The organism is Idiomarina sp. Sol25, from assembly GCF_033052775.1.
GTDB lineage: Bacteria > Pseudomonadota > Gammaproteobacteria > Enterobacterales > Alteromonadaceae > Idiomarina.
The window spans coordinates 89,370-108,741 of the sequence record NZ_JAUPEW010000001.1 but is presented as its reverse complement, the minus strand read 5'-3'; the positions used below and the strand labels follow the sequence as shown (position 1 = coordinate 108,741).

11 protein-coding genes are annotated in these 19,372 nt (G+C 46.6%); 8 read left to right on the top strand and 3 right to left on the bottom strand.

Annotated features, from left to right (window positions below):
- Positions 1–29 precede the first annotated feature (29 nt).
- Complete coding sequence (locus tag Q5L94_RS00445) at positions 30–2,765, top strand: insulinase family protein (RefSeq protein ID WP_317496549.1); 2,736 nt, start codon at positions 30–32, stop codon at positions 2,763–2,765.
- A gap of 192 nt (positions 2,766–2,957) precedes the next feature.
- Complete coding sequence (locus Q5L94_RS00440) at positions 2,958–6,722, top strand: EAL domain-containing protein (RefSeq protein WP_317496548.1); 3,765 nt, start codon at positions 2,958–2,960, stop codon at positions 6,720–6,722.
- 14 nt (positions 6,723–6,736) lie between these two features.
- Here the strand turns inward: Q5L94_RS00440 and fadJ are convergent, their stop codons facing one another.
- Both fadJ and fadI read right to left on the bottom strand, forming a co-directional pair.
- A complete protein-coding gene (gene fadJ / locus Q5L94_RS00435) occupies positions 6,737–8,863 on the bottom strand; it encodes a fatty acid oxidation complex subunit alpha FadJ (protein WP_317496547.1) in 2,127 nt (708 codons plus the stop codon).
- Positions 8,863–10,173 carry an acetyl-CoA C-acyltransferase FadI gene (gene fadI, locus Q5L94_RS00430; protein WP_317496546.1) on the bottom strand — a complete coding sequence of 437 codons (1,311 nt, stop codon included), beginning with the start codon at positions 10,171–10,173 and terminating at the stop codon, positions 8,863–8,865. Before fadI ends, fadJ begins: the two co-directional genes overlap by 1 nt.
- 211 nt (positions 10,174–10,384) lie before the next feature.
- On the opposite strand from fadI, the gene Q5L94_RS00425 reads away from it, so the two are divergent.
- From Q5L94_RS00425 to Q5L94_RS00400, 6 genes are read left to right on the top strand one after another with little or no spacing between them, the layout of a single operon-like run.
- Positions 10,385–11,341 (top strand): MoxR family ATPase, encoded by a 957-nt coding sequence (locus Q5L94_RS00425; RefSeq protein WP_317496545.1) that lies wholly within the window; start codon positions 10,385–10,387, stop codon positions 11,339–11,341.
- Positions 11,341–12,300 carry a DUF58 domain-containing protein gene (locus Q5L94_RS00420; protein WP_317496544.1) on the top strand — a complete coding sequence of 320 codons (960 nt, stop codon included), beginning with the start codon at positions 11,341–11,343 and terminating at the stop codon, positions 12,298–12,300. The genes Q5L94_RS00425 and Q5L94_RS00420 overlap by 1 nt, the downstream gene beginning before the upstream one ends.
- Positions 12,300–12,776: a DUF4381 domain-containing protein gene (locus tag Q5L94_RS00415; RefSeq protein ID WP_317496543.1), complete on the top strand. Its 477-nt coding sequence runs from the start codon at positions 12,300–12,302 to the stop codon at positions 12,774–12,776. Before Q5L94_RS00420 ends, Q5L94_RS00415 begins: the two co-directional genes overlap by 1 nt.
- Positions 12,769–13,752: a VWA domain-containing protein gene (locus Q5L94_RS00410; protein ID WP_317496542.1), complete on the top strand. Its 984-nt coding sequence runs from the start codon at positions 12,769–12,771 to the stop codon at positions 13,750–13,752. Before Q5L94_RS00415 ends, Q5L94_RS00410 begins: the two co-directional genes overlap by 8 nt.
- On the top strand, positions 13,749–15,587 hold the full coding sequence (locus Q5L94_RS00405) for a VWA domain-containing protein (protein ID WP_317496541.1): 1,839 nt from the start codon (positions 13,749–13,751) through the stop codon (positions 15,585–15,587). The genes Q5L94_RS00410 and Q5L94_RS00405 overlap by 4 nt, the downstream gene beginning before the upstream one ends.
- Entirely contained in the window at positions 15,581–17,305 is a 1,725-nt protein-coding gene (locus tag Q5L94_RS00400; protein ID WP_317496540.1) for a BatD family protein, read from the top strand. The genes Q5L94_RS00405 and Q5L94_RS00400 overlap by 7 nt, the downstream gene beginning before the upstream one ends.
- A gap of 76 nt (positions 17,306–17,381) precedes the next feature.
- Here Q5L94_RS00400 and Q5L94_RS00395 read toward each other — a convergent pair whose 3' ends face one another.
- Positions 17,382–19,250, bottom strand: a complete 1,869-nt coding sequence (locus tag Q5L94_RS00395) for a SurA N-terminal domain-containing protein (RefSeq protein ID WP_317496539.1) — start codon at positions 19,248–19,250, stop codon at positions 17,382–17,384.
- Between the last annotated feature and the right edge of the window lie 122 nt (positions 19,251–19,372).

Below are 19,372 nucleotides of genomic sequence, written 5' to 3'. Positions count from 1 at the left end.
TCGCCTCGAAATCGACATCAAGGAGAATTATGGCGAACTCTTCACTTAACGATGAGGTCGTCCGTGTTGTCCGAAGTTCTGAAGACAAACGAGACTATCAGCACCTGACATTAGGGAACCAATTAAAGGTGTTATTGGTTCATTCCCCTGATAGCCAGAAAGCCGCGGCGTCTGTCGCGGTAAATGCCGGCCATTTTGATGATCCTGAACATACTCAGGGGTTGGCTCATTTTTTAGAGCACATGTTATTTTTAGGCAGCCAAACGTTTCCTGAACCCTCCGCTTTTGGACATTTCTTAAATTTGCAAGGTGGTCAGCACAACGCCTGGACCGGCACTGAATTTACGAACTATCACTTTGACTGCAATGCTAATGCACTACCGCAGGCGCTGGAATATTTTTCCGCTGTGCTGAAGTCCCCTTTGCTCTCAGAGAGTTGGATAGACAAAGAAATAAGTTCTATAGAGTCTGAGTTTCGCCTGAAACAGAATGATGAACTCAGACGTTTGTATCAGGTTCATAAGGTTACCGCGAACTCAAAGCACCCTTTCAGTCAGTTCTCTGTTGGCAACCTTAATACCCTAAAACACGATGAGCACGGCACCTTAAAAAGCAAGTTGCGGCGTTTTTTTAACGAGCATTACGTGGCGCAAAGGATGCGTCTGGTCATCGCCGGTCCTCAGTCTCTTTCTGAGCTCAAACAATTAGCCCACCGCTACTTTGCTGATATTAAACAACAATGCATTGGCAAGGCGTCTATCAACGTTCCTCTTTATCGTCAGGAACAAAAAGGAGTGTGGATAACAGTTAAACCCGTCAAGGCAGCTTACCGTCTTATTTTGACATTACCGTTACCAAGTATCGACGCAGACTACCCGCATAAAACCACCAGCTTTATCGCGCATTTATTGGGCTACGAAGGTCCCGGAAGTTTATTCAGCGCTTTGCGTTCGAAAGGTTGGGTCAACTCACTCTCGGCGGGTGGAGGTATTAGTGGTAGTAATTTCAAAGACTTTAATATTAATATCCAGCTTACTGAGGCAGGGCGCCGCCAGGTTGAACCGGTTGTTCAGTGGGTTTTTGCCTATATCAGAAAAATTGAAGCTGACGGGATTGAAGACTGGCGCTACAAAGAGCGCCGCATTACCACAGAAATGAGTTTTCTGTATCAAGAGCCGACTCCGGTCGGAGAACTGGCTAATCAGCTCGCTGTAAACGCTTTTCACTATAGTCCAGAAGACACACTCTACGGTGATTATCGTATGGATGGGTTGAATCACTCGTATGCAGCAAAAATCTTGCAGCAGATGACCGCCGAGAACGCGCGCATCACTTTAATCGCTCCTGATGTCCGTACGACTGAAATCGCGCCGATTTATCATACGGAATATGGCTTAAGTCCTATCAGCAAAGAACAGTTTCAGTTGTTTTTATCAACACCAGATGACTTCAACTGCCAGCTACCCAAGCCCAACCGTTTTCTCAACTCCCGCTTTAAACCATTGCCTCTGGAGGCTGGAGGCTCTCTGCCAACACGATTAGAAGACAGCGCACAGTTACAATTATGGCACCTGCAGGATCGCGATTTTCGAGTGCCCAAAGGGCACATTTACTTGTCCTTAAGATTACCCGCGGTAACCAGTTCAGCTTTTCACTTCGCTATCGCCAGATTATGGTCTGAGCTTATGATAGATGCGTTAAATGATGACTTATATGACGCCGAAGTCGCTGGCTTACATTTTAATATTTACCCAACTCAAAACGGTATCACAATACATACAACCGGACTTTCTGCCGGGCAAATTCCATTAATGCAACATCTTATCCGGCGAGCTTTGAAAACTCGTTTTGCGAGACGCCGCTGGCAGGATCTGAAACAAAGCTTACTAAGTAACTGGCATTCAGCTCATCAGAGCCAACCACTGAACAAGCTTTTTGCTGAACTGAACCAACAACTGCAGTCTGGCTTATTTCGGCTTAGCGATTTAGCCTATGAACTCGAGAAAATCTCTTTCCGCCAGTTTACTGTAGAAATAGTTAAGCTTTTCTCCCCGGTGCACGTTACTGCATTAGCTCACGGTGACTGGCAAAAAAGCGAGGCCCTGGAACTGGGACAGCTTATTAAAAAGAGTCTCCCTGACCAACGCAGCGTTCCCAACAAAAGGCTTCCGGTTAAACGCGTCCGTGATTTTTGTTCGCAGCAATTAATTGTTCCTGCTGAACATTCAGACATCGCTATTTTGCTTTATTTTCAGGGGGAAGATGATACTTCAACAGAGCAAATCAGTTTTATGCTCTTGCAGCAGTTAATTCATCAACCGATATTCCAGGCGTTAAGAACTGAACAACAACTGGGTTATGCCGCCGGGAGCCAGTACTTTTCGGTAAAGCGTTTGCCCGGGATCTTATTCTTTTTACAGTCACATGAGTTTGATGCTGAAAAACTTTATCAAGCAATACATGACGTGATTAAAGTGCAAGTGGCGGAGCTTGAGGATCTGACACTGAAGGAATGGCATCACGCTAAATCGGTACTTAAACAGCAGATTAAGACGGTTGATCGTAACTTAAGGGTTCGCAGCCAGCGGCTCTGGGGTGCTATTCAGCTCGCCGATACAGGGTTTAATCGCCAGCAAGAACTCCTCAGTGCCCTGGAACATTGCCAACTCACCGACTGGCTGGAACGAATAAAACAGCGTTTAGGTGATAAATCGCAAGCGCTAAGGCTTCAAACCGAAACACTGACTGAATCGAATAGTCTTTGACAGTCAGTGCTTCTCTCGTTATCTTAACGCTATACTAACAATAAAGAGCTGCTGAAGTAGCCATTCAATAGGTTTTTCGTGAATTTTACATTGCCTATCAGGACATTATGCCCTGCTCTTTTTCTATGTATTTTGTTATTCGGAAGCTTTAGCTTCCATGTTTACGCGCAACACTCCTCCACACAAAATGCTGTGCACCAGTGGACCTTTAATGAGGGCTTACCCAGCAACCATGTAAATGTTATAGCTCAGGGACCACAACGTTTCTTGTGGATAGCGACAGCCAGTGGCTTAACTCGATTTGATGGCAACGAATTCAAAAATATTTTAGCTACACCTGAGGCAAAGAGAGATTTACTTTCAGATAATATCGAACATCTGTTTTTCGATACATCGGGTGCGCTATGGCTCGGAACCCGAGACGGCTTGGCAAAACTCCAGCTTAACTCCGAAAATAGGCTTAAAACATTTGAGTTATCGGGACGTCAGTCCGGCAGTGAAACTCGTATAAAACACATTTCGGAAGATGACAAAGGCCGGTTACTGGTTAGTACAGATCGATTCATTTACCGCCACACTCCCGGGACAGAAGATGTTGAACCCTTAAGCCTAAACTATAACGGCGCCCCCATTCAGAACGTAAACTATATGTATCACGGCAAAAACTGGAGCTGGTTAAGTACTGAAAATCAGGGAGTGTTTGCCTGGGACGGTTTTTCCAGTGACGTTTTTGCGGTTAATAAACAAAATCCAATTACAGAAAGGCTACCGGGTAGGCTACTTTATGCTGCGGTTCATTTTCAAAATCAGCTATGGCTTGCAACAGAGCAAGGTTTGATTCTGCTGGACAAAGATTTACGCTTACAACCACTCCCCGAGCATCTTAGCAACCTGGATAAAGTTAATGATATAGCATTAACGCAAGACCGTTCCGCCATTTTACTCAGTACGACAAATGGCCTGTATGAATTACGAAATGAAAAGCTTACCCAACTTCATAACGCGCCCGCAGCCGCAGCTATAGAAATTACCCGGGGCGATGTTTTTTTCTTAACGAATAATCAGGGCGTATTTCAAATTGATACGCCCTTGGCTCCGTCTGTCCTGGCCTCCTCAAATACACAAAAAAGCTCAGCCAGCATAACAATGCCGCAACTGATGCAACAAGTATCAGCAGCAATAGAAGATGACAGCGGTAACTGGTGGTTAGCGACAGACTTAGGGCTAGTATTTTACAATACCGTCAATGAAGAAATCTCGGAGCTTAATCACTACCCCGACGCTCAGTTTGAGATCAGTAAAATGCGTTTATTCGCTAACCAACTTTATATTGTCAATAACTCTGGAGCTCTATATCAGTACGATACTATCAATAGAAACTGGAGTTCACTGGCAACGCCAGTGTTGTCGGCAACGCCCGGTAATTTAAATTTAACGACTTTTGACCACTCGCTTTGGCTGCATACTAAAACCGAAGCCATCGAAATAAACGCATTTGGACAAGTCTCTCAGAAAAAAACAATTTCTGTCGATAATGAACGGTTAAACAAACCACCCTATATAGACTTAAAAAAAGTCGGTAACGCCACCTTTATAGCTGACTTTGCGGTTCCGTTCGCGGCTGCTCCGGCAGAGTTACGCTACCGCTACAAATTGAATCACGGCGAAAATAACTGGCAAACGTTAGAAAAAAGTGGTACTCCGCTACAACTTTCGTCTTTGCCCGCAGGTTCGCATAAATTAGAGGTTCAGGTATCTTATAATGATGACCTCTGGTCCCCATCGGCGATAGCTCAGCTTGACGTTGCCGTTCCTTTTTGGAAAACACCTTTTGCCTGGGTTACCTACATACTTATCTGTGCCCTCGGGCTGTTATCCTATTGGCTTTATCTGCGCCAGCGGCAAACCCGAATGCGTCGCGACCTTAAGCAGTATCGGCGACAGGCTCAGGGTGTCCTTTCCAGCCGTTACCAATGCTGGGAATGGGACCTCGAATCAGGCGAACTGATACGACAGAATATCTGGGAAAACTGTCCTTCTTTCCCTATTGACGGGAAGCGACTCGGCCTATCTGGTGGTAAGTCGAACGTACACCCGGAAGACTTAAAACGACTGCAAAAAAGCCTTGAAGATCATTTAAATGGTGAGTCTGATTCGTTCGAATGCAGCTACCGGCTCGACAACCAAGGAAATTGGCTGTGGGTGTTAGATAGAGGAAAACTCCAAGTTAACGGTGAACATCGAACCATGTTCGGTACTCTTGGTGATATAAGCAGTCTGATAAGCTCTGAAGAGCGAATTACAATGCTGGCCTCATCTATCACGAATATATCTGATGGTATTTGCATTTACGACCGTTTTTTCAGAAAGCGTGAGGTTAACAACGCATTTGAGAAAATTAGCGGTTTCAGTCGTGAACAGGTTTTAGGCCAGTTACTAACGCTTGAGTGTTACCCTGAAAGCTTTGTTAATCAAATAAAAAGAGCCGTCATAAAAGAGGGAACCTGGCGTGGCGAAGTCACCGATATTAAAGCCAACAGTGAAGAGTTCCTGATGGAATTAACTCTTGATGCTGTTCGGGATGATAACAGCGAAATATCACTCATTGTTGCCAGCTTCTCGGATATTACCGAAAGGCGCCACACAGAAAATGAGCTTCGTCGCTTGTCAAACACCGATACTTTAACCGGTCTGCCCAATCGTTCTTACTTTCAAGTCAGTCATTCAAATCTGGTTAGGAAAAAAGTCTCACATACTCTATTGCTCTTTGATTTAGATGACTTTAAGAAAATTAACGACTCCTTAGGTCATGAAGTAGGCGATCAGCTTTTATGTCAGGTTGCCGAGCGACTCATGGACATTGGTCGTCGGCAGGATACTCTTTATCGATTGGGTGGAGACGAGTTTGGTTTGCTCATTGAAGACAGCGTGGACATAAACCTAATTGGTGATTTGGCCAATCAAATTAACCTAAAAGTCGCAGAGCCTTACTTCATTGAGCAGCAGGAAATCGTCATTGGCAGTTCCATTGGCATTGTACTTTACCCTCACGACGGCCGGACGTCGCAGGAGCTTTTGCAGAAAGCCGACATGGCGATGTATCATGCGAAGCAGCGTGGCGGAAACTGCTATCAGTTTTTCAGCCAGTCAATGAACGAAAACGCAGTCAAACGACTTAAACTGGAAAATGAATTAAGGGCGGCTTTAAAATCTCATAATATTCGTGTTTACTATCAGCCGAAAATAGAAATACACTCCGGCCATATTGCCGGACTTGAGGCGCTGGCTCGCATTGAGAACGAAGACGGCTCAATGATTAATCCCGCTGACTTCATTCCTCTGGCCGAAGAAACCGGGCTTATCATTCCCCTCGGCGAAGAAGTTTTGCGCCTGGCATGCCGTGATATGAAGCGCTTTATGGCCTGCCAGGGTTCGCCCAAGAGCATTGCTGTTAATTTATCTGCGCGGCAGTTTATGCAATCCAGTCTGGCCTTACAAATTGAACAAATTTTACGAGAAGAAGAGTTGCACCCTCGACATGTTGAGTTTGAGATAACCGAAGGCATGGTCATGAGCGACCCTGAACGCGCCATTACTATGATGGAAAATCTCTCAGATATGGGCGTAAAACTGGCTCTGGATGACTTTGGTACAGGTTACTCTTCGCTGTCTTATCTTAAGCGCTTTCCAATGAACAGCCTGAAAATTGATAAAGCCTTTGTTGACGACATTACCATCAACGACAAAGACCGCAATATGGTGGCGTCAATTATTGCAATGGCGCATAACCTTGGTTTGAGGGTTGTTGCAGAAGGCGTTGAAACCAAAGCCCAGCTGCAGACATTAAAAAGCCTCAAATGCGAATGCATTCAAGGCTTTTATTTTGCAAGGCCGATGCCGGCTGATGCATTAATTGAGTTTATTGAGCAGCACAACGAAGTTACTGCTCAGGCTTAACCCATTAAGAAAAACTATTGATAAAAACTCCAGCCATTCTCTACCATCTTTTTAAGTAATGGTGCCGGGGTGTATCGTTCACCTCGCTCGGTCGCCAGCTTCTCCAGTTTGTTCACTATGTTTCCAAGCCCCTGGCTGTCCATATAGCGGAAAGGCCCACCAAGGAAAGGGGGGAAACCGATACCAAAAATTGCACCGATATCACCATCACGAGGACTTCGGATAATCTCTTCCTGCAAGCAGTACGCCGCTTCATTCAGCATAGGCAACAGACAAATATCAACGATATCGTCCGCAGATTTACTCTGGCTCGGATCAATATCCAGCAACGAATACACTGAAGTGTCTACCGGTTTGCCCTTCACTCCCTTACCGTATTGATAAAAGCCTTTCTGATTTTTCTTGCCTTTACGATCATCGTCTATCAATTTTTCAAAAGCTTCAGGGGCTTCAAAGCGATCACCCAGTTCCTTCACTAATACCGGAGCCACTTTTGCCGCCACATCAATACCAACCTCATCAAGTAAAGTAATTGGCCCGACCGGGAAACCAAACTTCACCAAAGTTTTATCTAAGTGCTCAATAGGCTCTCCGGCCAGCAGCAGGCGTGCCGCTTCGTTCATGTAGGGCGCAAGAATCCGGTTTACATAGAATCCGGCACCATCTTTCACAACTATTGGAGTTTTGCCCTGCTTCTTAGCCAGAGACACCGTTGTGGCTATGGTCTTATCCGACGTCCCCGGATGGGTAATAATTTCTGCCAACGGCATTTTATCGACCGGAGAAAAATAGTGGAGCCCAATAACCTGCTCCGGACGTTTGGCTTTAGCCGCTATTTGAGTAATAGGCAGTGAGCTCGTATTGGTAGCAAAAATGGTCGACTCGGCGGCGTACTCTTCGATGTCAGCAACCATTTTTTGCTTCAGGTTAAGGTCTTCAAATACCGCTTCAATAACCACATCGGTACGTTCAAAACCGCTATAGTCAAGCGAGCCGCTAAGCATTAGCATGGTCTTTTCAAGCTCTGCACGACGCATATGACGACGCTTCACTTTTTTATCTAGACGCTCGTAACTGTAATGTAACGCATGCCGAATTCCGTCTTCAGCGATGTCCTTGATACGCGCGGGAATGCCTGCTTTAGCCGCCGTAACATAGGCAATGCCACCGCCCATCAATCCACCACCTAAAACGCCAACCCGTTTAACCGTATCGGGTTTAACACCATCGGCACCGGTTTCTTTCTTCATTTCTGTGGTGGCGAAGAAAATCTGGCGCAGCTCATAAGATTCTGGTGTCATCGCCAATTCACCAAAACTGCGGGCTTCTTTGTCTAAACCTGCTTCACGGCCACGTTCAACACCTTCACGCACTGTCTGAATGATTTTATCAATTGCCGGGTAATTGCCCTGAGCTTTCTTCTGCGCCTGCTCGCTGGCCTTTTTAAAGATAATGTCGCGGCCAAACTTGGTCGCTTCCAGCACTTTGCTGATGCCCTTAAGTGGTGGCTTAGTGGCTTTTGGCTTACGTTTTAACGCGTTCTCAACGGCAACATCCAACAATATGCTTTGAGGCACAACCTCAGCAACGAGCCCTGCTTTTTTAGCCTGTTTGGCTCGCAATTCCTTACCAGTCAGGATCATCGTCAGTCCTTGCTGGACACCAACCAGTTCAGGTAGACGCTGAGTACCGCCACTGCCCGGTAACAAGCCTAATTTCACTTCAGGTAAGCCCAGAGCTGTCTTGCTGTTGTCGGTACAAACGCGTACATGACACGCCATCGCCAGTTCCAGTCCACCGCCCAGACAGGCTCCGTTAATAGCCGCAACCACAGGCACATTCAACTGCTCGATGCGATCAAACATAGCCTGCCCTTTTCGCGCCAGACTTTCTGCGTCCACGGCATTTTCACAACCGTCTATCATGTTGATATCAGCACCGGCAATAAAGGAGCCTGGTTTACCACTAATAAAAACCACGCCCTTAACTGAATCATCGCTCTCTAAACGATTCATCAAGCTCCCAACTTCTTCAGCAAATGAGTCTTTTAAGGTGTTCATCGACTCACCAGGGACATCAATCGTAATTACAGCGACGCCGTCGTCCCTAACTTCCATAGTGAATGCTTTATCCTGACTCATTATTCTGTCTCCACAATCATTGCTGCACCCAGGCCACCGGCAGCACAAGCGGTTGTTAAACCGACACCACCACCGCGACGGCGCAATTCATTCAAAGTCTGTGTGATCATTCTGGTACCAGTTGCGGCAAACGGGTGACCATAAGCAATGGAGCCGCCCAGCACGTTAAATTTATCCATGTCGATTTCGCCAATGGCTTTATCACGACCCAGCTTCTCTTGCGCAAACTTGTCACTGGCAAACATTTTCATATTCGCCAATGTTTGCGCTGCAAAAGCCTCGTGCATATCAATAAGGTCTAAATCATTTAAGCTCATACCGGCACGGTCAAGCGCAACCGGAGTTGAATAGGAAGGTCCCATCAGCATGTCTTCTTCCACCTGCAGGGCAGCAAACGCGTAACTGCGCAAGTAACCTAATACCGGCAGACCCAGTTCTTTTGCGCGGCTTTCGGTCATCATCATGACAGCGGAAGCTCCGTCCGTTAATGGTGTACTGTTTGCAGCGGTCACTGAACCATACTTGCGATCGAATACCGGTTTTAATTTTCCCAGCTTTTCTATCTGACTGTCGCCACGGATATTATTATCGCGGCTCAAGTGCTGTTTGTAAGGTTCAGGGTAGGCAGTCATCACTTCATCACTTAACCAGCCAGCTTCCCACGCCGCATGAGCTTTTTGGTGCGATCTTACCGTTAACTCATCTTGATCTTCACGGCTAATGTTATGCGTTTTCGCCATTTGTTCAGCCGTTTGTCCCATACTAAGCCCGGTACTGTATTCAGCCACAGCCGGTGGTACAGGCAATAAGTCTTTAAAGCCTAAACGCTTCAATATTGAAAACCGTTGCCCTAAGGTTTTTGCTTTATTCAAATCGACTAAAGCACGCGCCAGACGTTTACTCACACCGATAGGCAACACCGAAGACGAGTCGGCACCACCGGCGATACCACCACGGATGTGTCCGGCCACCATAGCTTCGGCAATATTTACTGCGGACTGAAAGCTGGTAGCACAGGCGCGTGATACACTGTAAGCGTCGGTACCAACAGGTAGGCTGGTTCCCAACACGATTTCACGGGCGATGTTAGGTGCTTCCGGCATTTGCACAACCTGCCCAAACACCAGTTGCTCAACCCAGTCACCTTCAATACCGGTTTTATTCACTAACTCCTGGACAACCATTTTACCTAAGTCGACTGCCGGTATGCCGTGAAAGTCCGTTGCCTGTTTCGCAAAGGGTGTTCTTATACCTGCCACAAAGGCAATTCTTTCACCATTTACGGTTAGCAAGCGTTGTGCTGCTGTCATAATAAATCCTCAATTCAAAAACCAATACTGGTCTGACCACAAATTATGTTACAAATTCTAGCCCGTAATAGAGCAGATTAAAACCACCGTTTTCGGTAAAGTATGCTGTGTAGATTGAAATTTCGGAACAAAGACAGCATTGTTGCTGTCATTGCTATGCAGTACTGACAGCATAGTCAGTTTTCGCCGATAACGACAGCCTGGAGTAAACATGACCGCGACAGCGTTTCAACAATTACAAACTTACCTGAATCGGCAAGTGCTTGGACAGCCGGACTTCACTCAGAACCTTCTAATTGCCGTACTGGCTGACGGCCATCTGCTAGTAGAAGGCCCTCCTGGTCTGGCTAAAACCCGGGCAGTACAGGCTTTAGCAAAAGGTATTGAAGGCAACTTCCATCGGGTGCAGTTCACTCCCGACTTATTACCTGCCGATTTAACCGGTACCGACATTTTTCGTCCCGAAACCGGACAATTTGAGTTTCAACAAGGCCCTTTGTTCCATAATTTAATTCTGGCCGATGAAATTAACAGGGCTCCGGCAAAAGTGCAGTCGGCGTTACTGGAGGCTATGGCAGAGCGACAAATTACTGTGGGCCAGCGCAGCTACCCACTTTCTGATCTTTTCATGGTGTTAGCAACACAGAACCCTCTGGAGCAGGAAGGGACCTATCCACTTCCTGAAGCTCAGCTCGACCGCTTTTTATTGCATCTAAAACTCGACTATCCAGATGCCGAAACTGAACAGCAAATTCTGCGGTTAACCCGGGGAGAAGCCTTATCAGGTGACCTCGATATGCCTACGCCGTTAACGCAAAAACAGTTATTTGACGCACGTCACGAAGTTTTGCAACTGTATTTAGATGACGCAGTCGAAAACTATCTGGTGCAGCTTATTATTGCCACCCGTCAGCCGCAGCGCTACGACCAGAATTTAGCTCAATGGATAGGTTACGGTGCCAGCCCTCGTGCCACTATAGCTGTGGAACGTTGCGCCAGAGCTAAAGCCTGGCTCGATGGTCGTGACTTTGTAACACCTGACGATGTTATTAGTGTTTTCCACAATGCTTTACGTCACCGTATTATTTTAAGTTACCAAGCCGAAGCCGACGGCGTATCACACGATCAGGTTCTTGATACGATACTGAAACTTGTACCGGCACCATAATGTTAAAAGCGGAAGTTGAACAATGGCTTAAGCAGTTGCACTGCGATGGAGTCAGTCCCGGTATTCAGGAGCTTCTCTACTATCGCAGTAAAATTAATGCGTTTGCGCGCCACCATAAAAGCCTGCCGCGCTCAAGCCAGACAGGCCCCCTGCTAAGCAAAAGCCGGGGCCGGGGAATGGAGTTTGATGAAGTACGGCATTACCAGCCCGGTGATGATATCCGATCCATTGATTGGCGGGTGACCGCGCGAACCGGTAAAGCCCATACCAAACTCTATCGTGAAGAAAAAGAACGCCCGGTATTTATCTGGGTGGACTTATCTCTGACTCAGCTTTTTGGCAGCCAATTTGTATTCAAATCTGTTCAGGCCTGCCATTTAGCCGCGGCACTGGCTTGGCATGCACAACACAAAGGCGACCGTATTGGTGGGCTGATTGGCAACGGCTGGCAACATCAGGAATTAAAACCTATAGCCCGGCAAAAAGGCGTTTTACGTTTATGTCATGCACTTCTGGAGATTCATAAAGACAGCCTGAACCGTTGGCAAGAAAAGCAAAAACAGCAACAAAACACGCTGGATGACAACTTAAAGCGGATACGACAACTGGTTAAACCTGGCAGCAGCATTCATGTTATTAGTGATTTTTATAATGCCAGCGCCCCCTTTCTGGACGGATTACGCGTACTATCCCAGCATAATTCGGTTCGTTGTTTTGGGCTTTACGACCCTATGGAACATGAATTGCCTCAGGGATACTCGTCTCATCCGCTGGCGATTACCGATGGTCAGCAACAGGTCAGTATAAATCTCGCTGACCAACAGCAAAGAAAAACATACCAGAATGCCGCCGAGCTTCGCTGGAGCAGTATTCAGCAAGAATTCAAGAAGCGGAAGTTGTCTTTAACACCAATATCCAGTGCTTTACCATTGGAACAGCAATGGGCAGAGGTAAAATAATGCAGCAACCGTCATTAGATAAGCTTAATGATATTGTCGAGCCGGGGTCGGCGAGTTGGTGGCCGCCGTCATGGCCGGCAATTGCTATTGCCGTTGCGCTACTGGCCGGCATTGCTTTATTTATTTTCTGGTTAGTTCGACGTCGGCAGCAATCGCGCGCGCGTAAAGCGGCTATCAAACAGCTGCAGCAAGACAGAAACATGAGTATCGAAGAGCTTACTATATTGTTGAAACGCACCGCACTGGCGTATTACCCCAGAGAGCTCGTTGCGGAAAAACACAGTCGTCAATGGATAAGTTTCTTACTCAGTCCTCTGTCAGACAAAGAAAAGTCAAAATACGAACCCTTGCTTAATGAGGCCAATAAAAACTTTTATGGTATTGCTGATAATAATTTTAATCGACACTACTACGAACTCGCTCGCCTGTGGCTGAGTAAAGATTTAAGCAAGCAACCCGGAGCCGAAGATGTTTGAATTTGCCTGGCCGTGGATGTTTTGCCTACTGCCCTTACCCGCCATTATCTGGAAATGGTTTCCAGCCGTACGTAAAAACAGCTCGGCTATACGCCTTCCCAGCACTTACGGTCTAGTTAGCGGCAGTCAGAATTCTGGCAAACGCTGGCTTTTATTACCGTTGATGAGCTTATGCTGGATCATGCTGGTCGCGGCTGTAGCAAAGCCTCAGTGGCTGGGCGAACCGCTCGCAATTCGGGCTGAAGGAAGAGAAATTATGCTGGCGGTGGATCTATCCGGCAGTATGGAAATTGCCGACATGCAACTGGAAGGCCGCTCAGTGAATCGTTTAACTATGGTTAAGCACGTTTTGAGCGACTTCATTGAGCGCCGCGAAGGTGACAGGCTTGGGCTTATTCTATTTGCTGATACCGCCTATTTACAGACTCCCATGACTTACGACCGCAACACCGTAAAACAGATGCTTAATGAATCTGTACTCGGCTTAGTTGGTGAACGCACCGCAATAGGAGACGCTATTGCTTTGTCGGTGAAACGCTTTCGTGACGACGACGAATCGAACCGGGTACTGGTATTACTAACCGATGGTCAAAACACAGCGGGGAATTTGACTCCGGAGCAGGCACTTGAGCTGGCTCAGGCTTACGATGTGACGATTTACCCTATTGCAGTTGGTGCTGAAGAAGTGGTAGTTGATAGCTTTTTTGGACAGCGGAGAGTTAATCCAAGCCGAGATCTGGACGTGCCGTTAATGCAAAGTATCGCTAAACAAACTGATGGTAAATATTTCCGTGCCCGCAGTACCAATGAGCTCGAAGAAATTTATCAACGCCTGGACAAGCTAGAGCCTATTGCCGGAGACCCTCAGCAACTAAGGCCTCGAGTAAGTTTATTTTACTGGCCATTAGCAATCAGTTTTCTTCTGTTTATTGCGGTAGCCTTGTTACACTATCGCCCATGGGGGAGTCGTTCATGAGCGAGTTTCACTTATTGCGCCCCTGGTGGTTGCTGGCATTAATTCCAGTCGCACTGCTGTATTGGCGTTTACTCTACAGTCAGAAACATCAGGCAGGATGGCATCAATGGCTACCCGGCCACCTGTCAAAAGTATTGGTTAAGTCAGGATCACAACCGTCTCTCTGGCCAGCCCACCGATTTCTGTTAATTTCAGTTCTGGCAACACTGGCGCTGTGCGGGCCTACCTGGGAACGACTGCCACAACCGGTTTACCAACTCGAATCGGGACAGGTTGTGATTATGGACATGTCGCCATCGGTTTTAGCCGACGACATTTCACCCAACCGACTAACCCGAATGAGATACAAAGCCATTGATTTAGTCCGGGCGGGACTTGATGGTGACACGGGTCTTATCGCTTACGCCGACGATGCTTTTATCATTAGTCCCCTGACTGCCGATAACCGTAATTTAATGAACCTCATTCCCTCACTGTCACCCGACATTATGCCGGCGCAAGGCAGCGAACCTCAGTTAGCTCTGGAACTCGCTGACGACTTACTAAAAAATGCCGGCTATCCGCAAGGCGATATATACTGGCTTACCGACGGCATCAGTAGTAGCGAACTCAACCAGCTCAGTCGTTATTTGCGCTCTATTGAGCATCGGGTTTCTATTCTGGCGGTTGGTACTGAAGAAGGTGCCGCAATCCGCGACAGCTCGGGCCGTTTATTAAAAGACAACAATCAAGTCATTATTGCCAAAACTTATCCTTCGCGATTATCTGATCTGGCTTCTATTACGGGAGGAGCCTTCTCATCAGTAACCGCCGACAACAGTGATATTGATAAACTGATAAACCAGCCACCACTAACGCGTGAAGGTAAAGACGGTGATGATCAGCAGCAAGGAGACGCATGGCGTGATATGGGCCCTTACGTTGCACTCTTTATCTTGCCTATTATGTTGTTCAGCTGGCGTCGGGGCAGTCTGCTAAGCCCTTTGTTAGTCTCTATGTTATTGCCTTTAATCGGCTTCACTCCAAGTGCTCATGCTGAACAGGAGTCCGTCTGGCAGAAACAACTACTGAATCAGGAGCAACGTGCACAACGTTTATATCAGGAAGAAGAATACCAACAAGCGGCTAACCTTAGTGAAACGCCTTTTCGCCAGGGCGCGGCTCTGTACCGCGATGGCAACTATGAAGCTGCCGCCGAGGCTTTCTCTCAGGACGATTCAGCAGAAGCGCAGTACAATTTAGGTAATGCTCTGGCTCAGCAACAGCAATACGATGCGGCAATAAAAGCTTACGACAAGGCGTTAGAACAACGGCCTGACTGGTCACGGGCAGCCGAAAACAAGCAGCTTGTTGAGCAATTACAGCAACAGCAGGAGTCCGAAGACTCCGGCGGCTCGGACGAATCCTCCAAGAAGTCAGATTCCGATAGTAACGAATCGGATAAGAATTCTGAGCAAAATGGTGACAGCGAAGAGCAGCAAAGTAGTCAACCCAACAACAATGATGGTCCTCCTAACCCGGATGAGCAGGGCCAGCAAGATGTAGAGTCTGACCCAGAGCAAAAAGAACAGGAGCAGGAGTCATCTCAGGAAGAAATACAAAAGCAGCAGAGCCAGGATCAAGACACCGAAAGCGCAGAAGAATCCAGCGAACAACTTCAACAACAGGTGCGCGAAGGCGACATTGATCCTGAGAAAGCTCAACAATTGGAACAGTGGATGAACCGAGTACCTGATGACCCAAGTATACTGCTACGCAATAAAATGCTTCTGGAGAGCCAGAAACGGCGTCAGCGAAGAGCCTCAGAACCCCAGGGAGAAGATAAAAAATGGTAAGAGTATGGCGGCACATTATCTTATTGATGAGTTTTTTGCTCGTGAGTCAGCTTGCTTACGCTGATGTCTCTGAGGTTACCGCAACGGTCGATCGCAACCCGGTTACGGCCAACGAGTCCTTCGTTTTAACGGTAACCGTTGACGACGATGTGGCTAACGACAGCTTTTCGCCATCTAAATTACTAAAAGGCTTTGTTGTGGGCAGAACTTCGGTTAGCCGCCAGACGTCAATGATTAACGGTAAACTGAGCAAACAGACGCGCTTTACAACCGTGCTCATTCCCCAGTCTGCCGGCGACTATAAAATTCCCGAAATTAGCATAGGTGGAGCCTCATCGGATCCTATTTCACTGCAAGTTCTGGAGCCAGGCAACAACCAGGACAATGAGCAGAAAGTCGCTTTCCTTGAAGCTCAGGTGGACAATCAGCAAGTCTATTTACAGCAGCCTATCACCTATGTTGCGCGGTTATTTCTTGCTGCCGACTTAAACAAGGGAAACTTAATACCGCCTGAAGCAGAGAATGCCGACATTCAGCAAATAGGCCGGGACGAAGAAAGCACTGAAATGGTGAATGGCAGGCGCTATAAGGTTTATCAGCGTGTTTATCAAATAACACCAAGCAAGTCCGGTTCTTTAAGTATTACAGGAGCCCGTTTCGATGGTGAAGTTTTCACTCAGGGCCAGCGTTCTATCTTTTCTTCTTTTTCCAATACGCAGCCTGTCAGCACCATTGCTGAAACTATAGAAGTTGAGGTGCAAGCCGTTCCGGATAATTGGCAAGGCCATTGGTTACCCAGCGAGCTTGTCAGTGTTTCTCAGTCTGTTTCGCCTGAACAAGACAGTTATACCGTAGGCGAACCCTTTACGGTTTCTTATATGCTGACCGCGGTTGGTGTGAAACCAGAGCAATTACCGGACATTCAACCCGAATTTCCCGATACGGTAAGAATTTATCCGGATGGCGATGAGACGGATCAGTTTAGCCGTAACGGCGTTATTATTTCGCAAAAAACAATAAGCTTTGCGATCGTTCCTAATCAGCCTGGGCCGTTAAAAATTCCGGCGCTAAGCATCCCTTGGTTTAATACCAAAACAGGCTCACCTGCATCGGCAAAAACCGAAGAGCTTAACTTTTCTGTCGCAATGGGCGACGGCATGCAGTCTATTCCGACGCCAAATGATAATGCCGAAGCTCCTGCTACTGAAGAGCAACCAGAAAATAGTGAGAAGCCGGCTTCAACTGAGGTGAAAACCCAATCAGCTGAATGGAGTATCTGGGTAATAAGCTTACTTGCCCTTGCATTGGTTATTTCGCTCATACTGAACGCCTACCTTCTTTGGCATAAAGGCACAATCTCTCAGAGCAGAGTGCCGTCGCGTAAACCGGAAGAAACACCGCGTAACCTCAATAAAGATAAGTTCTGGAGAGAATTCCAACTCGCCTGCCGTAACAATAATGCGCAAGAAGCAAAGGACTCTCTATTAAAGTGGGCAAACCGATATTTTGAGCGTTCCTTTAATAGCTTAACAGAGCTGTCCCAGTACCTTTCGATAGAAGCTTCATGCTCAAGCTTGCAGCAAAGTCTCTACCATCCGGGGGCTACTCCATGGCAAGATGGTAAAGTGCTTTATAAAGAGGTTAGAGCGTCTATAGAGAGTAGGAAAAATAAAGCAACAACCAAAAACGTGCTGCCTAATTTATATGGCAGTGGTTAGTAAAAACTTTCTGTAATAGAAATAAAAAAGGCTCAGACTTCTAACGGTCTGAGCCTTTTTTTTTGATATTAATCGTCTACGGAGTTAATAAACGTTTAATGTCTGCGTCCGCTTTTAAGTTATTAATAAAGGCCTGTAACATAACCTGAGCCTGACGGTTCTTCATCTGACTCGTTAACTCGTCAAATTGGCTGTCATCAGCATTTCCCGGAGAAACGTCGGTCAACGCGACAACAGCAGCATCGCCATTTGGCAAGGCAACCGTATTAAACACACTCTCATCGCTGGCTGAAGGAGACATAGAGAATAACTCACGTACGATGGTCCTTGGATACTCAGCGTTGTTACGCTGTATGCTATCGACCCAAACAATTTCATCGCTCACTTCTTTGCCCTCTTTCCAGGCTTGCATCCATTCATTCGCCTGGTCAAGCGCCAATTTCTGGGCTTTCTCTACACGCAGTTCGGACACGATGTTTTCTCGAACCTCATCCAGTTCTTTTACTCGTACTGGCTGATGCTCAGTTACACGTACTACCAAGGACCGATCATCCGAAGTTTCAATAATATCGCTGTTCAACTTCTCTTTAATTAGCTGTTCTGAGAATAAGTTGTTGAGAATAACATCGTCACTCAAGGGAGTTGGAGCTCTGTCTCGAGTGAACAGATCGGAACGACGTACAGTAGCTCCAATTTCCTCAGCCGCAGGTTCTAAAGTGTCAGGTTGCTCAAAACTAATTTCCGCTAGTTTTTGTTGCTTTTCAAAATAGCGGTCTTCCGCTTTTTCGGTCAACAGCTGCTGACGCACTTCGTCTTCTACTTCGCTAAATGGTGTCACTGAACCTTCGCGTAAATCGGTCAGTTTAATAATGTGATAACCAAAACTGGTTTCCACAATACCGGATAAGTCGCCAACACTCTCTAATTCAAAAGCTGCGGCATCAAAGTCTTCATCCATCATACCGGCTTCTATCCAGCCCAAGTCGCCGCCCTGTTCAGCTGAAAAGGTGTCATCTGAGTAAGTTTGCGCGACCTCTGGAAAGTCAGCACCTTGTTCAAGTTCAACAAGCGCTTCTTCGGCTTTTTCTTTCGCGTTATCAGTATCGAACTCGACCAAAATATGAGACATCCGACGCTCTTCTTCTGTAGAATACTGCTGTTGACGTTCATCATAATATTGACGTACTTCTTCGTCTGAAATCTCGACTTCCGATTCAACAGCCGCTAACGAAAGCTCAACATAAGCAACGCTAAGCTTTTCCTGAGTCCGGAACATATCTTGATTTTGCTGATAGAAGTTTTCAATATCTTGCTCAGAAATCTCTACCTGCTCTTCGAAGTTCTCATTATTAGCGACCAGAAAGCCACCTGAACGTGACTGGCTTTGTAAGCGCATAAGAGCAATAGCTTCAGGTTCAAGCACGAATGCAGTCGCAGACAGTCCTCGTAGCAACTGATTTCGGGTCATGTCCTGCTGCATGACATTTGCGAAAGCCTCGGGGCTGTAACCCGCATTACGTAACGCCATTAAGTAGACATCGTTATCAAATTGCCCTGCTGTGCGAAATTGAGGAATATCACGGATTGCAGATTTTACTTGCTCAGGACTCACTCTCATTCCGTTATCTTCAGCGTATTGCACTAAAAGCTCTTGTTCGATGAGTTGCTCTAATACTCCACTGCGTAAATTACGCATGTAATCTGGATCGGACGTAATAGCAGAAAACATATCGCCAAACTGCTCTTGCAAGCGGCTGCGCTCGTTTTCATAAGCACGATCGTAGTCACTACGAGGAATTTCTTCTCCATTAACTTTTGCGACAGCATCTTCTGTGTCACCAGTGATATAACCACCAACACCTGCTAATGCAAAAGTTAGAATGATTAACACAAGAATGGCCTTAGCAGTGTAACTCTGCGAGCCTTCCCGAATTCGCTCTAACATAATAAGGCTTTCCTTATTTAACCTAAATAAACGACGTCACATTATAAGGTGATTCGTCTTAAAACTCACCATTCATACAAAAAAATAACCCGAGGCTTTATAAACCTCGGGCTACTATTATT

Coding starts and splice junctions, on each gene's coding strand:
- Q5L94_RS00425 (WP_317496545.1), top strand. CDS start 10,385: ATGACCGCGACAGCGTTTCAACAATTACAAACTTACCTGAATCGGCAA.
- Q5L94_RS00415 (WP_317496543.1), top strand. CDS start 12,300: ATGCAGCAACCGTCATTAGATAAGCTTAATGATATTGTCGAGCCGGGG.
- Q5L94_RS00405 (WP_317496541.1), top strand. CDS start 13,749: ATGAGCGAGTTTCACTTATTGCGCCCCTGGTGGTTGCTGGCATTAATT.
- Q5L94_RS00400 (WP_317496540.1), top strand. CDS start 15,581: ATGGTAAGAGTATGGCGGCACATTATCTTATTGATGAGTTTTTTGCTC.
- Q5L94_RS00420 (WP_317496544.1), top strand. CDS start 11,341: ATGTTAAAAGCGGAAGTTGAACAATGGCTTAAGCAGTTGCACTGCGAT.
- Q5L94_RS00445 (WP_317496549.1), top strand. CDS start 30: ATGGCGAACTCTTCACTTAACGATGAGGTCGTCCGTGTTGTCCGAAGT.
- fadI (WP_317496546.1), bottom strand. CDS start 10,173: ATGACAGCAGCACAACGCTTGCTAACCGTAAATGGTGAAAGAATTGCC.
- Q5L94_RS00410 (WP_317496542.1), top strand. CDS start 12,769: ATGTTTGAATTTGCCTGGCCGTGGATGTTTTGCCTACTGCCCTTACCC.
- Q5L94_RS00395 (WP_317496539.1), bottom strand. CDS start 19,250: ATGTTAGAGCGAATTCGGGAAGGCTCGCAGAGTTACACTGCTAAGGCC.
- fadJ (WP_317496547.1), bottom strand. CDS start 8,863: ATGAGTCAGGATAAAGCATTCACTATGGAAGTTAGGGACGACGGCGTC.